We start from the raw sequence: 16,483 nt of genomic DNA on the forward strand, positions 1-16,483 counted from the left end.
TGGGTGAGTTCAACTGCCGGCCAGTGGTTCCGGCAAGCTGGCCCAAGAGTGTTTGCGCGGCCTTGGAGGATCCTCAAAGAATTCTGGTTGCGGCAGCACCGAGTTCGTCACGGGTGCCCCGCCATGCGGTCAAACGGATGGGAACCAGCCTCGTGACGCGCCGGTTCCCATCCGGACTGCCCTGTCGTGGTTTAACCCGCCGGGTTCGGAATCGTAACCGGCGCTCCCCAACTGGACAGGGTGATGGTGACGTGGCCCTGGTCCTTGTCGAGCACCATCCGCACCAGATACGGGCTCGGCGGCGTGCCGGGCGCGTTCGGGGCTTTCACGTCGACGATGTAAAGCGTTACCGGCAGCGGGCCTTTGGCGTCCCTGCCGATCTGCGGGACCAGCGGGTCGACGATGGCCGGATCGACGGTGCCGGTCACCTTCAGGGTGACCACACCGTCGATGGTTTCCGTCCCGGCCGACTGCGCGCCGTTGACCTTGCCGATCACCGCACCGATGCCTTTGTCCTTGTCCAGGACGACACCTGGGTCATAGATCTTCTCGGCCGGACCGACCGAGGTGTACTTGCCGGTCTCGTCCTTGGTGTACATGGTCTTGTTGGAGACCAGGAACTGCTTCGGGACCGCGGGTGTTTTCGGCTGCAAGCGGATCATCGCGTCGCCGACGGCCTGCCCGTTGCCCTGGGGCTGGTTGGTGATGTCGGCGTTGACCATCTCCATCGGAAGCGTGGTGATGTTGGTGGTCTGCAGATTGACGTGCAGGGAGTGCAGACCGGTGGTCGCCTTGGAGGCGTCCTTCAAGAGCTGCTGCGCTTCTGGTGACGGGGTACCGGATGTTCCGGATGCCGCACCCGATGTGGCCGAGGCGGCGGAGGAACCGGCCGCGCCCGAGGTGGAAGAGCTACCAGTGGAGGATTTTCCCCCGCATCCCGTGATGACCGTCGCGACAAGTGCTGTCGCGAACAGGAGCACGGCAGGCACCCGGGTGAAGGGCCGACGGGAGAAGGGTCGATGCGAAATTTGCGCTTGTGAGATCAAGCCATTCATGGCCAGCCTTTGCTGAGTTGTCCGACCGGTGAAAGTGAGCAGCGGAGCGCTACCCTCGTCGTACGGTATGGCCGGAGCCCGCACATCAGGCTCCGGTCCATGGTGGCGGGTCTCGGTGACTGCATCCCCGCACCCTGGGTTCACCAGCAACGACATCTTCGATCACACGTCGCCGCCCTCACAGCCCGTTCCCCAGTTCGCATTTGCCAGAGAGCGCGAATTTAGCATGCGACACGAGACCTGGAAACCGATACGGCAAAGTAACTGTCGCTGGCCCGGACCGGGTTCCGAGCACCTGCAGAATCTTTGCGGAGCGCCCGTTTCGCTGGTTTCGGACGGGCAGCGGCTAACCTGAGGCGGGTGAATCTCGACGGCAATCAGACGACCATCCGCGAGGTGTGTGAGGCGGGTCTGCTCGCGGGGGCGGTCACCGTGGTATGGCACCGCGGAGAGCTGCTGCAGGTCAACGAGATCGGGTATCGCGACGTCGAGGCGGGACTGCCGATGCGGCGCGACACCTTGTTCCGCATCGCTTCGATGACCAAACCGGTCACGGTGGCCGCGGTCATGAGCCTCGTCGACCAAGGAAAAGTGACTTTGCGCGACCCGGTCGTGCGGTGGGTTCCCGAACTGGCCGACGTGCGAGTGCTCGACGACCCGCTCGGCCCGCTGGACCGGACTCATTCGGTCCGGCGTCCCATCCTGATCGAGGATCTGCTCACGCATACCAGCGGCCTCGCGTACGGCTTCTCCGTGTCCGGGCCAATCTCACAGGCATATCTGCGACTGCCCTTCAACCAGGGGTCTGATGCCTGGGTGGCCGAACTTGCCGCCTTGCCCCTGGTGCATCAGCCCGGCGAAAGGGTGACGTACAGCCACTCCATCGACCTGCTAGGCGTGATTCTCTCGCGAATCGAGGACAAGCCGCTCTACGAGATATTCGACGAGCACGTCCTAGGCCCAGCGGGCATGCCCGACACCGGTTTTTTCGTCACGCCCGAGGCACGTGGTCGCGCGGCCACGATGTACCGGCACGACGAGCACGACAAGTTACGCCACGATGTGATGGGGCCCCCGCAAGTCAAGCCGCCGCAGTTCTGCAATGCCGGCGGTGGGCTGTGGTCGACCGCGGACGATTACCTGAGGTTCGCCCGGATGCTGCTGGCGGACGGGGTGATCGACGGCGTGCGGGTGCTTTCGGCGGAGTCGGTGCGCCTGATGCGCACCGACCGGCTGACCGATGAACAGAAGCGGCACAACTTTCTGGGGTCCCCGTACTGGGTGGGACGGGGCTTCGGGCTGAATCTGTCCGTGGTCACTGACCCGGCCAAGGCCACGCCGTTGTTCGGCCCGGGGGGCGTCGGGACGTTCACGTGGCCCGGCGCCTACGGGACGTGGTGGCAGGCCGACCCGAGTGCCGACCTGATCCTGCTGTATCTGATTCAGTACTGTCCCGACCTGACGGTCAACGCCGCCGAGGCCGTCGCCGGCAATCCGGCGCTGGCCAAGCTTCGGACGGCACAACCGAGGTTTGTGCGGCACACCTACCGAGCGCTGGGGCTGCAAGCATGACCGAATCCACCGTATTGATCAGCGGCGCGGGGATCGCCGGTCCGTCTTTGGCGTTCTGGCTCAACCGCAGCGGATTCCGCACCATCGTCGTCGAGATCGCCGAGGGCATCCGGCCCGGTGGTCAGACCGTCGACCTGCGTGGCGCCGGCCGGCAGGTCGTCGAGCGGATGGGGTTGCTCGATCAGATGCGTGCCCGCAGCCTGGATCAGCGCGGCATCGCCTGGGTGAAGTCCGATGGCCGGCGACGCGCCGAGATGCCGGTCGAGGCGTTTCACGGCAACGGGATGGTGAGTGCGCTGGAGATCCTGCGCGGCGATCTGACCGATGTGCTCTATCAGGCGACGGCCGGCGACACCGAATACCGCTTCAACACGCGGATCATCGAGCTCGATGAAACCGAGAACGCCGTATCTGCAACGTTGTCGGATGGCACGACCGTTCAAGCCGATCTGGTGGTCGGGGCGGACGGTCCCCATTCGGCCGTGCGGCGACTCGCCTTCGGGCCGGAGGAAGAATTCGTCCGGCCCCTCGGGGGTTACAACGCCTGGTTTACCGCACCCGACAACGTCGGGCTCGACGGGTGGTACCTGATGTACCAGGCGCCGGGGCTGAACGTGTCGATGCGGCCGTCGCACGACCCCACGAAATGCAAAGCGGGCCTGGCTTTCCGGTCGGAACCGATCAGTTACGACCGTGCTGACCTCAACGCCCAGCGCGATCTGCTTGCCACCCGTTTCGCCGGCGCCGGCTGGCATACCGATGCGTTGATCGACGCGGCACGACACGCCGGGGATTTTTACTTCGACGCGTTCACCCAGGTGCATATGAAGGATTGGGCGGCCGGACGGGTCGCGCTGGTCGGTGATGCCGGCTACTGCGCGTCGCCGCTCAGCGGGATGGGCACCAGCCTGGCGCTGGTCGGGGCGTACGTGTTGGCCGGCGAACTCGGCGCACAACCGTTGTCCGCCGCGCTGCAGCGCTACCAGAAGGTGATGCGGCCGTATGTCGACCGGTGCCAGAAGCTGCCCAACGGAATCGACGGATACCTACCGAAGTCGGCGTCGGACATCCGAGTGACGGCGATGGTGATGAAGTGCATGCAGCGCTGGCCATTTCGGCCGATCGCGGAGCGGAAATGGTTCACCACCGCAGCGGCCGTGGACCTGCCCGATTATTGAGCGGGCGGGAATTTCAGTATGCGGTGGCCACCGCGGTCGGTGACGAAGAGGTTGCCCGCGTTGTCGACCGCAATGTCGTAGGGATCCACGAGACTCTCGAGTAGTAGGTCTGTCGCGGTCGGTGCGTTCGCGGTCAACTTCATCACCCGGCGGTGGCCGCCGTCGACGACATAGACGTTGCCGGCGCTGTCGACTGCAACTCCCTGCGGTTGGGAGAGCTCCGGGAACGGCAACGGGGTGGGCGTCCCGTCGACCGCGATCTTGAACACCCTGTTACCGCGGGCATCGGTGACATAGACGGCGCCGGCCCGGTCCACCGCGACGTCGGCGGCCGACCCGTTGTCGGGAACCTTGAAAACCTCAGTCGCCGTTTTAGTTTCTGCCGCCATCTTCAACACCCGCCCGGAAGATTGTTCGGTGACGTACGCGTTCCCGGCAGCATCGACCGCGACACTTCCCGAGGACACACTGCGAAGGGGCGTGGCACCGGTGAACTTCGTATGACCCCGGTCCGCATCATGTTCCGCCGTATAGACCCAGAGCATCCCCCGGTCGGTGATATAGAAATCACCCGCACTATTGAGGGCTATGCCGTCGGGGTTGCCCAGCACGCGGGGCAATTGGTTGGTGGCACTGAGCAAACCCGGGTCCAATCGCAACAACCGTCCGGCCGGTGCATCAAACGCGGGGGGCCCAGGAAAACCCGGCACCGCAGGGGTGGTGGTCGAAAATCCGGGGATGCCCGGCGGACCGATCGGGAACCCCGGGGCCCTCGACGGTGACTTGGCCGGCCCGTCACAGACGTAGACGTATCCGTCGGCATCGATCGCGACGCCGCCTGGGGCGTTGAGCTCGTAGAACGGCACGCGCGGTAGCTCCGCCTCCGCCTCGGCCCGGTCCGCTTCGGCTGCCAAGTGTCGTTCAACTGCGGCATAGGAGATCCACATCCCACCGCCGATGAGTACCAGCATGGCCGCGATGGGCGCCAACATGTTTCGTCCGCCGCCCGGGATCAGGACCGCGGTCGAGGGATCGGCCGGATCGTAGTGGACCTCCACATCGGCTCCGGCTGGATACCGTTGCAGCAGAGCCCTGTTTTTGGCACGCGAGGCGGACGAATGGCCGACTTGCAGAACGTCGCCGTATTGCCGGACCCCGTTCACCTCGTAGCGATATTCGACCCGGAACTCCTCCTCCTCTCCGGTGTCAACCGTCTCGGATTGGGTGATCTGCCCGGGTACGGTCGGCCAGGCGCGGTTGCCGCGGCTGACCTGGAGCTTGACGAAGATCTTCACCAGTCGCCAAGCACCGGACAACACCATCGCTCCGCCGGCGACCAGATACAGCCATTCGCCCTTCATCACCAACCTCCAAAGTGATGCGGACAATGGTCGCACCGCTGTGGCGGTGTGTGGGGCGTTTCGCCGAACCGGTCACCAGCGAATCAGGCGGCGTTGGCCAACGTCGCCCCGGCTTGCGCGGACTGATACGCATGCCCTATGCGCAATACCGTCGGCTCGTCAAATGCCCGACCGATGATCTGCAGACCGACCGGCAGACCGGCACTGGTAAAGCCGCACGGCACCGAAAGAGCCGGTAGCCCAGCCAAATTCGCTGGCGCCCAGAACCGGATATAGGCATCCACCGGATCTTCGGTAACCCCGTCGGGCCACCGCACCTGCGGCTTGGCTGCGTCCATTGCGGCAACCGGCACCGTCGGTGTTAGCAGGACATCGATATCGTCGAAGATCTTCCGCCACTGTTGGCGAAATCGTTCCCGCTTCTGTTGTGCGTCTAGGTAATCCGTGGCCGAGACGGAGAAGCCGGCCGGCAGTGCCCGGCGCGCGCCGACCGCCACCGCCGCCGCCGATCCGCCGCTGGAGCCACGTTGGCCAGGGTCAGTTCGAAAGGTTGCATTACGCTAGGCAACCTTCGCCTGAAGTCCGAGGGTCCAGCGCAGCCAGCTGCCCATCTCGGCGATCGCGCGGTCGACTGCGTCGATGCGGCCCGCTCCCATGATGAAGGAGTGCTGTCCCTCGTCGAGTTGCCGCAGAACGACGTCACTGCCCGCTTCCCTTGCCTTTTGCGCGAAGGCGACAGCATCCGAGGCGAGCAGTTCGTACTCGCCGTAGTACACCAAAGTGGGCGGCAAGCCGGACAGGTCGGCGCCAAGCAGATGCACACGCGGGTCGGTGTATTCCACGCCGGTGCCGTCCAGCCAGGACGACCGGAACAGCTCCATCAATCCGCGGGTGAGCAGCTTGTCCCGCCCCGCGTTGGTTTCGACGGATTCGCCGGACATCGTGGTGTCGGTCCAGGGCGAGATGGACAGCACCGCGCCGGGCAGCGCCTCGCCCCGATCCCGCAGCCGCAGGGCGAGTTCGACGGCGAGGTAGCCGCCGATCGAGTGGCCCACGCTGCCGATCTTGCTGGGCTGATAACCCTGTGCAAGCAACCAGCGGTAAGCGCTTTCCACGTCTTCCACCTGCGCCGGGTACTTGTGTTCCGGGGAGCGCCGGAAGTTCACTACCAGTGAACGCGTACCCGTTGCTTTCGCGATGTGCGCGGCCGCTTTTCGGTCGGAGTGCATGGACATCAGCACACTGCCGCCCATGTGGCTGTGTAGGAGGACCGATTCCGGGTCGCTGTCGATGGGGATACACCACAGCGCTTCGACTCCGCCGGCGTCGACCTCGGCGTAGGTGACACCCTCGGGTTCCTTCGTCACCACATGGATGTTCTCGGCGACGTCCCGGATCGTCTCCAGCTCGAAATTGGGGTTCGACGACCGCCTGCCGATCTCCGCGAAGATCCCCGCCAATACCGCCTGCTCGTCTGCCATACGTGTGTCCCTTCCTAGTCGGACCTTAGAATAACGATCACTATATAACGATCGCTATGCCATGACTAGTGCATGTTCGGGCGGGCGCCGAACGTGGGTCTACGCAGGAGAAATGGTCACAGCGCCGCCACAGCCCCCACGCTGGGCGGCAGGATTTGACTACGCGCTCACGCCATCGAGCGCGCGACGAGCGTAGGCCCGCACGTCGGCGTCGTTGTCCTTGAGTGCGATAGCGAGTGCGTCGCGGGCGGCGGACTCGCCGGCCCACCTGGTCAGACTCAGCACCGCCGCCTTCCGCACGTCCAGATGCGTGTCCGCGACGGCATCAGCCAGCTGCGGCACGGCGAGGTCGCTCGCCGCACCGGCAAGCGCCCGCGCCGCCCCCACCCGCACCTGCCAGGCCGTTGCCCGCAGCGCCTGTTTCACCGCATCGAAATGAATCTCATCGCAACCCAATTCAGACATCGCCGCGAGCGCGGCGGCGCGCACCAGCGGGTCCGGGTCGTCAATCAAGACGCCGATGGCATCCCGGCTGCGCGCCGATGGCTGCATAGCGGCCAATCCCCCGGCCGCGGCGATCCGGACTTCCCGGTTCTCGTCAGCCGCGGCAGCGACGACGCCGGCCACGTCGTCGACGGAGACCAACGCGCGCACGGCCTCGATCCGCACATGGTGAATATCGTCGTCGAGCCCGCGCCGGTACTCCGGCGCCGAACCGGCGCGCCGCGCCGCGAGCACATAGATTGCCGCGGCGCGCACCACCGCATCCGGTGAGTCCAGATGCGGGCGGGCCTCGGCGGCATCCGGCAGCACTTCCACCAATTCCCGGATCCCGTCGGCGGCGGTCCGGCGCACCGTGACATCGGCGTCGTCGAGCGCGGCGAACAGGGCCGGCGCGTAGCCGTCCGGTGTGTGCTCGGTGACGGTTGCCACCGCGGTGCGGCGGACTCCGGCGTCGGGATCGCTCAGGTAGGGCCGCAAGTCCGCGGTGGTCGGCTCGTCGAGAGCCAGGACCTCGGCGATGCGCGGCGACGGGGCGTGCACCGTCGTCGCGATACGGGTTCGGGTGGTGGTCGGGGCTTGGCCGCCCATAAGCGGCGGCTGCTCCACCTCGACCACGCGCCCATCCGTCGGCGGCAGCGCATCGAACTCCGGGACCGAGACCAAATAGGGGGCCACCGGACGCTTCAAGAACACCATCCGACCGTCACCGGGGTGCTTGCGCAGGTTGAGGTGATAGCCCCATTCGCTGTCGTCCCGCACGGGCAGATCGGCGCGGTCGTGGTAGAGCCCCCACCGTGACTCGGTCCGGGTGAGCGAGGACCGAGCGGCCATCTCCGCGCAGTCCCGGATGAAGGACACCTCGACCGCGCGCATCAGCTCGTGTGGGGTGCGTGCCCCCATTTCAGCGATCTCGTCGCGCATCCGATCGAAGGTGCGGATCGCGATCGACAGCTTGGCCGCGGTCTTGGGTGGCGCCACATAATCGTTGACGAAGCGCCGAAGCTTGTATTCGACCTGCGGCTGCGGCGGCCCGTCCGGGTGCCGCAAGGGGCGGTAGATCAGCTCGTGCGCCGCACGCAGCTGGTCCTGCGGCAGTTGTTGTGGCGCAGTGGTTTCGGCGATCGTCGAGGCGGCGTGTTCGCCCGCGAGGTCGCCGAAGACGAAGGCCCCGATCATGTAGTTGTGTGGGACGCAGGCCAGGTCCCCAGCGGCGTACAGACCCGGAACCGTGGTTCGGGCGTGCTCGTCGACCCACACGCCGGACGCGGAATGCCCACTGCACAGGCCGATTTCGGAGATGTGCATCTCCACGTCGTGAGTGCGGTAGTCGTGACCCCGGTTGGCGTGGAAGGTGCCCCGGGTGGGCCGCTCGGTGGTGTGCAGGATGTTTTCCAGCGCCGTAAGCGTCTCGTCGGGCAGATGCGACACCTTCAGGTAGATCGGTCCGCGAGCCGAATCGATCTCGCTCTTGACCTCGGCCATCATCTGACCCGACCAGTAGTCGGAGTCGACGAACCGCTCGCCGTGCGCGTTGACCTGGTAGCCGCCGAACGGATTGGCGACGTACGCGCACGCCGGCCCGTTGTAGTCCTTGATCAATGGATTGACTTGGAAGCACTCGATCCCGGACAGTTCGGCGCCGGCGTGATAGGCCATCGAATAGCCATCACCGGCATTGGTCGGGTTCTCGTAGGTGCCATACAGATATCCGGAGGCGGGGAGGCCGAGCCGTCCGCACGCGCCGGTCGCCAGGATCACCGCTTTGGCGCCGATCGCGACGAACTCCCCGGTGCGCGTGTGCAGCGCGGCGGCGCCGACGGCCCGGCCATCGGCGGTCAGCACCCGCACCGGCATCAGCCGGTTCTCGATCCGGATCTTTTCCCGCATCGAGCGTTGCCGCAACACCCGGTAAAGCGCCTTCTTGACGTCCTTGCCCTCGGGCATCGGGAGCACATACGAGCCGGAGCGGTGTACCCGGCGCACCGCGTACTCGCCGTGCTCGTCCTTCTCGAACTTCACCCCATAGCGCTCCAGCCGCTGCACCATAGCGAACCCGCGGGTGGCGGTCTGATACACGGTGCGCTGGTTGACGATTCCGTCGTTGGCCCGGGTGATCTCGGCGACGTAGTCTTCCGGTTCGGCCTTGCCGGGGATGACGGCGTTGTTCACGCCGTCCATGCCCATTGCCAGGGCGCCCGAGTGGCGCACATGCGCCTTCTCCAGCAGCAGCACCTGCGCACCGTGGTCAGCCGCGGTGAGGGCCGCCATGGTGCCGGCGGTACCACCGCCGATGACCAGTACGTCGCAGTCCAGCCGGAGCTGCGGCTCGTCCGCGGGTATCTGCATCATGCCGCCACCGAATGGTTCAGCGCGGCAATGACTTCGGCGCGCAGTTCGGCCCGTGCAGCGGTGCTGCGCGGATCCGGCACGCCGAGCACCGCACGCAGCGGACGGCCGGCTTGGCCCAGCACGGCGATGCGGTCACCGAGGGCCAAGGCCTCGTCGACGTCATGGGTGACAAAGACGATGGTGGTGGGATGCGCTCGCCAGGTATCGACGAGCAAACGTTGCATGGCTGAACGCGTTTGAGTGTCCAGCGCGCCGAACGGCTCGTCCATCAGCACCGCGCGCGGCGCACCTGCCAGACCACGGGCCAGCTGAACACGTTGACGCATTCCACCGGACAGGCTCTTGGGCAGGTAGTGCCCGAAACCGGTGAGACCGACCTCGGTGATCCAGCGTTCGGCCTGGGCGCTGCGGGTGGTGCGCGGCACCCCGCGCAACCGCAACGCAAGTTCGATGTTCGACCGTACCGTGCGCCAGGGCAGTAAAGCGTTGTCCTGGAACACCATGCCGCGGTCGCCCGATGTGCTGACCACCTCTTCGCCGTCGGCCAGCACCCGTCCGCCGTCGGGTCGCTTCAGACCCGCCAGGGCCCGCAGCACCGTCGACTTGCCACACCCCGAGGGGCCGGTGAGCACCAGGATCTCCCCGGGCCGCGCCGCCAGACTCATCTCGTCGATGACTGGGATCCCGTTGTACGACAGGCGTACTCGATCCAGTTCCAGACTCATGCCTCTCATCGCTTCGCTTCCTCTCCCCTCGGCAGCCACCGGGTGGCCCGCCGCCCGACAAGTTCGATCGACGCCGATGTCGCGAAACCCAGGACGCCGATTGTGATGATGCCGACGAAAACCTGCGGGTAGGCCAGCACCGTGTAGTTCTGCCACGTGCGGTAGCCGACACCCAGCCGTCCCGAGATCATTTCGGCGGATATCACGCAGATCCACGCCACCCCCATACCGACCGACAGTCCGCCGAACACTCCCGGCAGGATGCCGGGCAGGACGACCTGCCTCAGCACGTCCCAGCGCCCGCCCCCGAGAGTGCGCACACTGTCCTCCCACAGGGTCGGCAGGGCACGCACGGCGTGCCGGGTGCTGACCATGATCGGGAAGTAGGCCGCCAGGAACGTGATGAACACGATCCCCGCCTCGTCGGTCGGGAACAACAGAATCGCCACCGGCACCACTGCGATCGCGGGAATCGGCCGGGCCAGCTCGGTCAGCGGGCCGAAAAGGTCGGCGAACAACCGGGAGCGCCCCAACAGCACACCGGTCGCGACACCAGCCGCCGCAGCCAGACCGAAACCGGTGAGGATGCGCAGCAGCGACTGGGCGAGGTCCAGCCAGTATTCGAAGGCACCGAGTCGCCGGGTGAGCGCGGTCGCGATCTCCGTGACGGTGGGCAGCGTGTCGAATCGCAGCCAGAACCGCATCTTTTCGGCGGTGAGGAGCTGCCAGAGCCCGAGCGCGAGAGCCACCGACGTCAGCCGCAGCAGCCGCGACCGCCACGGTGAGGCGGACCTTCGCGGCGCGGCGACGGGTCTGGCGGGGCCCGCAATTCGGTCGGCCAGTTCGGCGGTCATAACGAACTCCCCACTGCCTGCTCGTATTCCACGGTCACCGCACCCGGATGCGCGGACAGGTAGCGACGTGCCCCGGCCACGGTGCCGAACGGGCGGTAATCGGCGCCGTCGCGCACCCACACCGCCTTATCGGCGAACCATCGGGTGCCCAGTTCGGTGTCGGGCACATAAACGGCCCGGATTCTTGCGCCGCGCGCTCGCGCCGCTTTGATCGCGTGGAGCAGGGCCGTCGGGTCGGCGAACGTCTGGGTCGAATCGGAGCCGTCCAGCCACAATTCGCTGGCCAGGGCCGGGTCGCCACTGAGCGCCGACGGATTGTCGGTACGGGCGCGGCCGGCGTCGTAGTCCAGCCCGCGAGCACCGAACACCGCGCGCAGCGGCCCGTCCTGTACGAATCCGTCGACGTCGAGATCGGCGAAATCGCCGATCGACTTCAGGTATGGCACATCGCCTTTGAGCGCTTCAATCTGGGATGTCTTGAGCGTGCTGTCGAACGAGGTGCCGCCGGGACCGTTGTAGAGGTATACCACCTCTTGCGGCAGACCGCTGGCGTCGGCGACGATGCGGGCCGCCTGCAACGGCTTGGTGTTCAAAAAGTCGGTGGCGTCCAGTTGTGCCTGCAGGAACGCCGCCAGCACCTCGGGATGCGCGGCCGCGTAGGAGCGACGCACCACGACACCGTGCAGGGTGGGCACGTTCAGCTCCGCACCGTCGTAGAGCAACCGGCCCTTGCCCTGGTACACCAACAGCCCAGGCCAGGCGACAAATTGCGAAAGCGCCTGCACCTGGCCTGATTCCAGAGCAGAAGCGCCGACCTGTGGCTGCTGGTTGAGCACTTCGGCACCGTGAATCCCGGCTCGGTCCAGCGCCCGGACCAGGGTGCCGTGACCTGCCGAACCCACACTCGCCGAGACTCTGGCGTCCTTGAGGTCGGCCAGCGTCGTCGCCGACGAACCCGGCGCCACCACAACCATGTTCAGGGCACCCTTGGGGTGGTAACCGGTGACCGACACCATTTCGGTGCGGGCCAATGGATTAACCCGGGTTTTCGAGCCGTTGATCAGCAGGGGGTAATCCCCCATCGAACCGATGTCGATCTTCTCGGCGAGCATCTGCGCGGTGATCGGCGCACCCGTGTCGTAGTCCTGCCACCGCACGGCGTATCTGGTGCCGGTGCGGTGGGTGACATCGGCGAGCCGGTGCTCGAGGTAACCCTGAGCGCGCAGCAGTGTACCGGCCGTCACGGTGTTGATGGTCTTGGACTGGTAGCCGACGACGACGTTGACGACTCCGTCGGACTCGGCCAGCGATTCCAGCGAGCAACCGGACAGCGATAGGGTGAGCGTCACCGCGACGGACAGCAGGCGGAGCGCATTCCTCTTCATGAATGTCCCTGATCCAGAACGTGGTTCAGCGCAGCAGATAGGGCATGTTCACCGTGACCGCCCCGGTTGGGCAGCGCGCCGCGCACGGCCCGCAGTACCAGCATTCGTCGACATGCATGAACGCCTTGCCGGTGTCGGGATTGATCGCCAGCGCATCCAGCGGGCACACCTCCACGCACAGGGTGCAGCCGTCGATGCACAGCGATTCGTCGATGGTGACCGGCACGTCGGCTCGGGTGTTGTCGATCAGCGTCAAGGCTTGCTCCTAATCAGGTTGCCGCGCATGGTGATTCGGTCCCCCCGCATCCTGATGTACTCCAGGTCGACGGGGCGGCCGTCGTCCAGGCTGGTGAGGCGCTCCAGCATCAGCAGCGGCGCGCCATTGGGCACTTGCAGCGCCACCGCCGAATGGGCGTCGGCGGGAATGGCTTCCAGCGCCAGTGCCGCTGACCCGAGCGGTCGCCCGCTCACCTGCTCGATCAATGCGAACAGATCGTTGTCTTCCAGCGGATGTCCCAGGATCTGCGTGCCGATGTCCGGGGCCAGGTAGGTCAGGTCGAGGCTGAGCGGCAAGTCACCCAGGTACCGCAGTCGCTCGATGAAGACGGCATGCTCACCGGGGCCCAGCCGCAGTCGGTGTGCCACCGACGGAGGGGCCGCGACCAGCATCGCGGCTCGCACCTGGTTGCGGACCTCGCCCCGGCCGTTGAAGGTCTCCTTCAGCCCGAGCAGCGTGTCCAGGCCGTGCGTGTACTTGCGCTGCGCGACGTGCGTTCCGATCTTCGGTCCGCGGTCGATCAGGCCCTCATGCTTCAGGACGCCGAGCGCTTCACGAACGGTGTTGCGGGACGCCGAGAACTCGGCGGCCAACTCGCTTTCGGTGGGTAGCCCGTCGGGGTAGGCGCCGGCGTGAATCTGCTGACGCAGCACGTCGGCAACCCGGCGGGCCCGGTCTGCCCGGGCGCCCTGGATCGGCACTGGATCTGCCACGCCGCCACGCTAATGCAGGTCAACGGCGCAATGTCGGGACCGATAGCGGCGCGACTGAGGGTCCGGACCATTGCGCCGGGCACCGTAGTGCGTCACCTGCGATGTCCGGCTCCCGAAGCGCTATTGCGCCACCCCGGACCCACACCCGCAGTTCTGATCGCGCTGAAACTAATGCGGGTGACAGCCAGCTCGATCTCAGTTCACCCGGACGGTGTGCTCGTTCGCCACCATCGGCGCCTCGGGCGCCCGCGAGGGCTCCGATCCGTTGCCCGATACCTTTGCCCGTGTCACCGCCTTGCGCTGCGCCTCCATCCGCGCCAGCGCCTCCTCGGTGAACACCGACAGGCCCAGCTCGTGGTTGTATCCGTGGATCTCCTTGACGTCGAGCTGGGCCAGGAAGTAGACGATCTCTTTGGACACCACCTGGCCCGGCACCAACACGGGGAATCCCGGCGGATAAGGAACCACAAACGTGGTGGACACCAACGTCTTTCCCTCGGCGATGCGGCGACCGGCGGTGCCGATCAGCACGTACTCGCGGTCCGATTCCTCATACCCGGCATAGAACGCCGACCGGGTGTCGCCGTACACACTGCCCTCGGCGGGACGGAACGCGACGTCGAACTCGCTGAAGTCCGGCAGGTGCGGCAGATCTTCGGTGATCTCCTCGACGCGGCGCTCGTGCAGCGCCCAGTCGGCCGCGCTCGCGGCCTCCTTGGTCCGGTCGAAGTCGGTGGCCACCCGGCGCAGCACGTCGAGCAGATGGTGCACGCTCGACCAGGTCACGCCGATGGTGAAGATCAGCAGGACGCTGTTGATCGAGGTCTTGTTGATCTGGATACCGAACCGGTCCATCAGGATCTTCTCGCGGAAGTCGTAGCCGTTCATGCCGGTCTTGCCCAGGAACAGGGTGACCCTGGTGGGGTCCAGCACGAACTGGTCGGATCGCCAGGCTTCGTTCCACTCGTCGAGGGCGCCCTGGCGCACTTCGCGATACGAGCTGACGTGCGACGCCCGGTATTCCTCGGGTACCAGGTCGGACTCGTCGAGAATGCGGAACCACTTGCTGATCAGCCGGTCCTTGCGGACCCGGTGCCGGAACACCAGCGCCATGTCGTAGACCTGCCGGACCAGCTGGAAACCCTCGATGTCGACCTGGCGCCGGGCCAGGTCCAGAGACGCCAGCAGCTGCTGGTTCGGCGAGGTTGATGTATGGGTCAAAAACGCCTCGCCGAAGGCGTCGCGGGCGCGGGCGTTGAAGTCCTGGTCGCGCACGTGGATCATCGACGCCTGCCGGAAGGCCGAGAGTGACTTGTGCGTCGAATGCGTCGCATACACCCGTACCCGTGCCTTGTCGGGGTCGGGCAGCAGTCGGTGGTTGACCCACTCCGAACGCGGAATGCCCTCCATCGACGCGGCCCACAGCCGGTACTCCTGGGCGTACTGCGGGGAGTCCAGCATCTGTTCGAGCTTCTCGGCCGACACCATGGCCGTGCGCTGGCGGGCCCACGGCACCGCGGTGGCGAACGCGAACCAGGCCTCGTCCCACAGGAAGCAGATGTCCGGCTTGATCGCCAGCACCTCTTCCATCACCTGCCGCGGGTTGTAGACGACGCCGTCGAAGATGCAATTGGTCAGCAGCAGCATGCGGACCTTGTCCAGCTGCCCGGCCGCTTCCAGGTCCAGCAGCGCCTTCTTGATGGTGCTCAGCGGGACCGCCCCGTAGATCGCGAACTGCGGCAGCGCATAGGACTCCAGGTAGCGCGGGTAGGCGCCCGCCAATACCAGCCCGTAGTGGTGCGACTTGTGGCAGTTGCGGTCGATCAGCACGATGTCGCCGGGCCGCGTCAACGACTGCACCACAATCTTGTTCGCGGTGGAGGTTCCGTTGGTGACGAAGTAGGTGTGGTTGGCATTCCACGTCACCGCGGCCTTGTCCATCGCCTTCTTGATGTTGCCGTGCGGGTCGAGCAGCGAATCCAAACCGCCTGAGGTGGTGGAAGTTTCAGCCATGAAGATGTTGCGGCCGTAGAATTCGCCCATGTCTTGCAACGACTTCGAGTTGAAGACGCTGGCACCACGGGCGACCGGTAGCGCGTGGAACTGGCCGACCGGTGCCGCGGCATAGGCGCGCAGGGCGTCGAAAAACGGTGTGGAGAACCGGTTTCGCAGCCCGGCGATCACGGTGCTGTGCAGGTCGGTCACATCGTTGAGCCGATAGAAGGTGCGGTCGTAGACGTCGGGCTCGTCGTCGCCGCCTGCGGCGATCGACTCGTCGGTGAGCAGGTACAGGTCGATGTGCGGCCGCAGTTCACGGATCCACTCGCCGCATTCGACCCAGTCGTGCGTGCGGTCGGACACCGGTATGTCGTCGTTGGCGCCGAGCAACGTGTTCATCAGCGGCACCCGGTCGCGCGAGCGCAACGGCAGATCGTGGCGGATGATCGCGGCCTGGATCTCGCCGTTGAGCGCCACAGCGGTGATCGCGTCCTCGACACTCGGCGCCACCAGGATCTCGAACTGGATGTCCTCGGCCGCGTTGCGCAGTTGGCGCAGCGCATCGACCAGGCAGTCCGGAGCGGTGCACGGCGAATCGTCGGCCAGCAGCACGGTGTAGAACTGCTGCTGCTTGGCCTGGGCCACCAGCTCCTGGTCGGCCAATGGCGCCGAAAGGTCGAATAGTGCTGTGCGGTCGCCGTATTCGGACAGCAGCCGCACGGCTTGCGACACTTCTTCGGCCAGGCGCACGGTGGACAGGCTCTCCAGATGAGAGCGGAACGTCGCCAGATTGTCGGCGCCCGGATACAGCCAGTACCGCTCGTAGGCGGCGATGCGGTCCATCAACCGCTTCACCTTGGCGATGTCGTGGGTCTTGTCCAGGCCGGCCAGGTCAACCTCGGCGAGGTGGCGGCAGGCGTCGTCGAGCAGGTTCCAGGTGTCGATCCGCGTGTATGACGGGTTGGCCACCGCGGCCAGCGCCGAGACGCGAAGTCGCCGCGGACGGGCGTTGTATCTGGTCATGTCGTCAC

The 16,483-nt window shown here is 66.1% G+C and carries 12 protein-coding genes and 1 pseudogene; 2 read left to right on the forward strand and 11 right to left on the reverse strand.

Going from position 1 to position 16,483, the window contains the following annotated elements:
• Positions 1–191 precede the first annotated feature (191 nt).
• Positions 192–1,211 carry an LppX_LprAFG lipoprotein gene (locus A5645_RS23270; RefSeq protein ID WP_366663771.1) on the reverse strand — a complete coding sequence of 340 codons (1,020 nt, stop codon included), beginning with the start codon at positions 1,209–1,211 and terminating at the stop codon, positions 192–194.
• A 204-nt stretch (positions 1,212–1,415) separates the two neighbouring features.
• Between A5645_RS23270 and A5645_RS23275 the strand changes: the two genes are divergently transcribed.
• Together A5645_RS23275 and A5645_RS23280 are read left to right on the forward strand one after the other, a co-directional pair.
• Positions 1,416–2,627, forward strand: coding sequence for a serine hydrolase domain-containing protein (locus A5645_RS23275; RefSeq protein WP_065131200.1), 1,212 nt, complete (start codon positions 1,416–1,418; stop codon positions 2,625–2,627).
• A complete protein-coding gene (locus A5645_RS23280) occupies positions 2,624–3,805 on the forward strand; it encodes an FAD-dependent monooxygenase (RefSeq protein WP_065131201.1) in 1,182 nt (393 codons plus the stop codon). The genes A5645_RS23275 and A5645_RS23280 overlap by 4 nt, the downstream gene beginning before the upstream one ends.
• Here the strand turns inward: A5645_RS23280 and A5645_RS23285 are convergent.
• The 10 genes and pseudogenes from A5645_RS23285 to A5645_RS23330 all read right to left on the reverse strand — a co-directional run.
• On the reverse strand, positions 3,799–5,166 hold the full coding sequence (locus tag A5645_RS23285) for a DUF3592 domain-containing protein (protein WP_065131202.1): 1,368 nt from the start codon (positions 5,164–5,166) through the stop codon (positions 3,799–3,801). The two genes, A5645_RS23280 and A5645_RS23285, sit on opposite strands and share 7 nt — an antisense overlap.
• A gap of 83 nt (positions 5,167–5,249) precedes the next feature.
• Positions 5,250–5,663: an amidase family protein gene (locus A5645_RS23290; protein ID WP_065131203.1), complete on the reverse strand. Its 414-nt coding sequence runs from the start codon at positions 5,661–5,663 to the stop codon at positions 5,250–5,252.
• Positions 5,664–5,726: 63 nt separating this feature from the next.
• Positions 5,727–6,647, reverse strand: coding sequence for an alpha/beta hydrolase (locus A5645_RS23295; RefSeq protein ID WP_065131204.1), 921 nt, complete (start codon positions 6,645–6,647; stop codon positions 5,727–5,729).
• 159 nt (positions 6,648–6,806) lie between these two features.
• Positions 6,807–9,500 (reverse strand): fumarate reductase/succinate dehydrogenase flavoprotein subunit, encoded by a 2,694-nt coding sequence (locus A5645_RS23300; protein ID WP_155768140.1) that lies wholly within the window; start codon positions 9,498–9,500, stop codon positions 6,807–6,809.
• The gene (locus A5645_RS23305; RefSeq protein ID WP_065131205.1) at positions 9,497–10,234 is read right to left on the reverse strand and encodes an ABC transporter ATP-binding protein; all 738 of its coding nucleotides are present in this window, start codon (positions 10,232–10,234) and stop codon (positions 9,497–9,499) included. Before A5645_RS23305 ends, A5645_RS23300 begins: the two co-directional genes overlap by 4 nt.
• The gene (locus A5645_RS23310; RefSeq protein WP_065033688.1) at positions 10,231–11,079 is read right to left on the reverse strand and encodes an ABC transporter permease; all 849 of its coding nucleotides are present in this window, start codon (positions 11,077–11,079) and stop codon (positions 10,231–10,233) included. Before A5645_RS23310 ends, A5645_RS23305 begins: the two co-directional genes overlap by 4 nt.
• Positions 11,076–12,464: an ABC transporter substrate-binding protein gene (locus A5645_RS23315; protein ID WP_065131206.1), complete on the reverse strand. Its 1,389-nt coding sequence runs from the start codon at positions 12,462–12,464 to the stop codon at positions 11,076–11,078. The genes A5645_RS23310 and A5645_RS23315 overlap by 4 nt, the downstream gene beginning before the upstream one ends.
• 25 nt (positions 12,465–12,489) lie before the next feature.
• Positions 12,490–12,720, reverse strand: coding sequence for a 4Fe-4S dicluster domain-containing protein (locus tag A5645_RS23320; RefSeq protein WP_036355262.1), 231 nt, complete (start codon positions 12,718–12,720; stop codon positions 12,490–12,492).
• A complete protein-coding gene (locus A5645_RS23325) occupies positions 12,717–13,454 on the reverse strand; it encodes a GntR family transcriptional regulator (RefSeq protein ID WP_065131207.1) in 738 nt (245 codons plus the stop codon). Before A5645_RS23325 ends, A5645_RS23320 begins: the two co-directional genes overlap by 4 nt.
• A gap of 288 nt (positions 13,455–13,742) precedes the next feature.
• Positions 13,743–16,475, reverse strand: a pseudogene (locus A5645_RS23330) (aminotransferase class I/II-fold pyridoxal phosphate-dependent enzyme); the annotation flags it as partial.
• Between the last annotated feature and the right edge of the window lie 8 nt (positions 16,476–16,483).

The organism is Mycobacterium asiaticum (genome assembly GCF_001673635.1).
GTDB lineage: Bacteria > Actinomycetota > Actinomycetes > Mycobacteriales > Mycobacteriaceae > Mycobacterium > Mycobacterium asiaticum_C.

Bases quoted from the DNA above. Each gene is read 5' to 3' on its own strand.
- A5645_RS23270 (WP_366663771.1), bottom strand. From the start codon at position 1,211: ATGTCGTTGCTGGTGAACCCAGGGTGCGGGGATGCAGTCACCGAGACC.
- A5645_RS23280 (WP_065131201.1), top strand. From the start codon at position 2,624: ATGACCGAATCCACCGTATTGATCAGCGGCGCGGGGATCGCCGGTCCG.
- A5645_RS23285 (WP_065131202.1), bottom strand. From the start codon at position 5,166: ATGAAGGGCGAATGGCTGTATCTGGTCGCCGGCGGAGCGATGGTGTTG.
- A5645_RS23295 (WP_065131204.1), bottom strand. From the start codon at position 6,647: ATGGCAGACGAGCAGGCGGTATTGGCGGGGATCTTCGCGGAGATCGGC.
- A5645_RS23300 (WP_155768140.1), bottom strand. From the start codon at position 9,500: ATGATGCAGATACCCGCGGACGAGCCGCAGCTCCGGCTGGACTGCGAC.
- A5645_RS23305 (WP_065131205.1), bottom strand. From the start codon at position 10,234: ATGAGAGGCATGAGTCTGGAACTGGATCGAGTACGCCTGTCGTACAAC.
- A5645_RS23310 (WP_065033688.1), bottom strand. From the start codon at position 11,079: ATGACCGCCGAACTGGCCGACCGAATTGCGGGCCCCGCCAGACCCGTC.
- A5645_RS23315 (WP_065131206.1), bottom strand. From the start codon at position 12,464: ATGAAGAGGAATGCGCTCCGCCTGCTGTCCGTCGCGGTGACGCTCACC.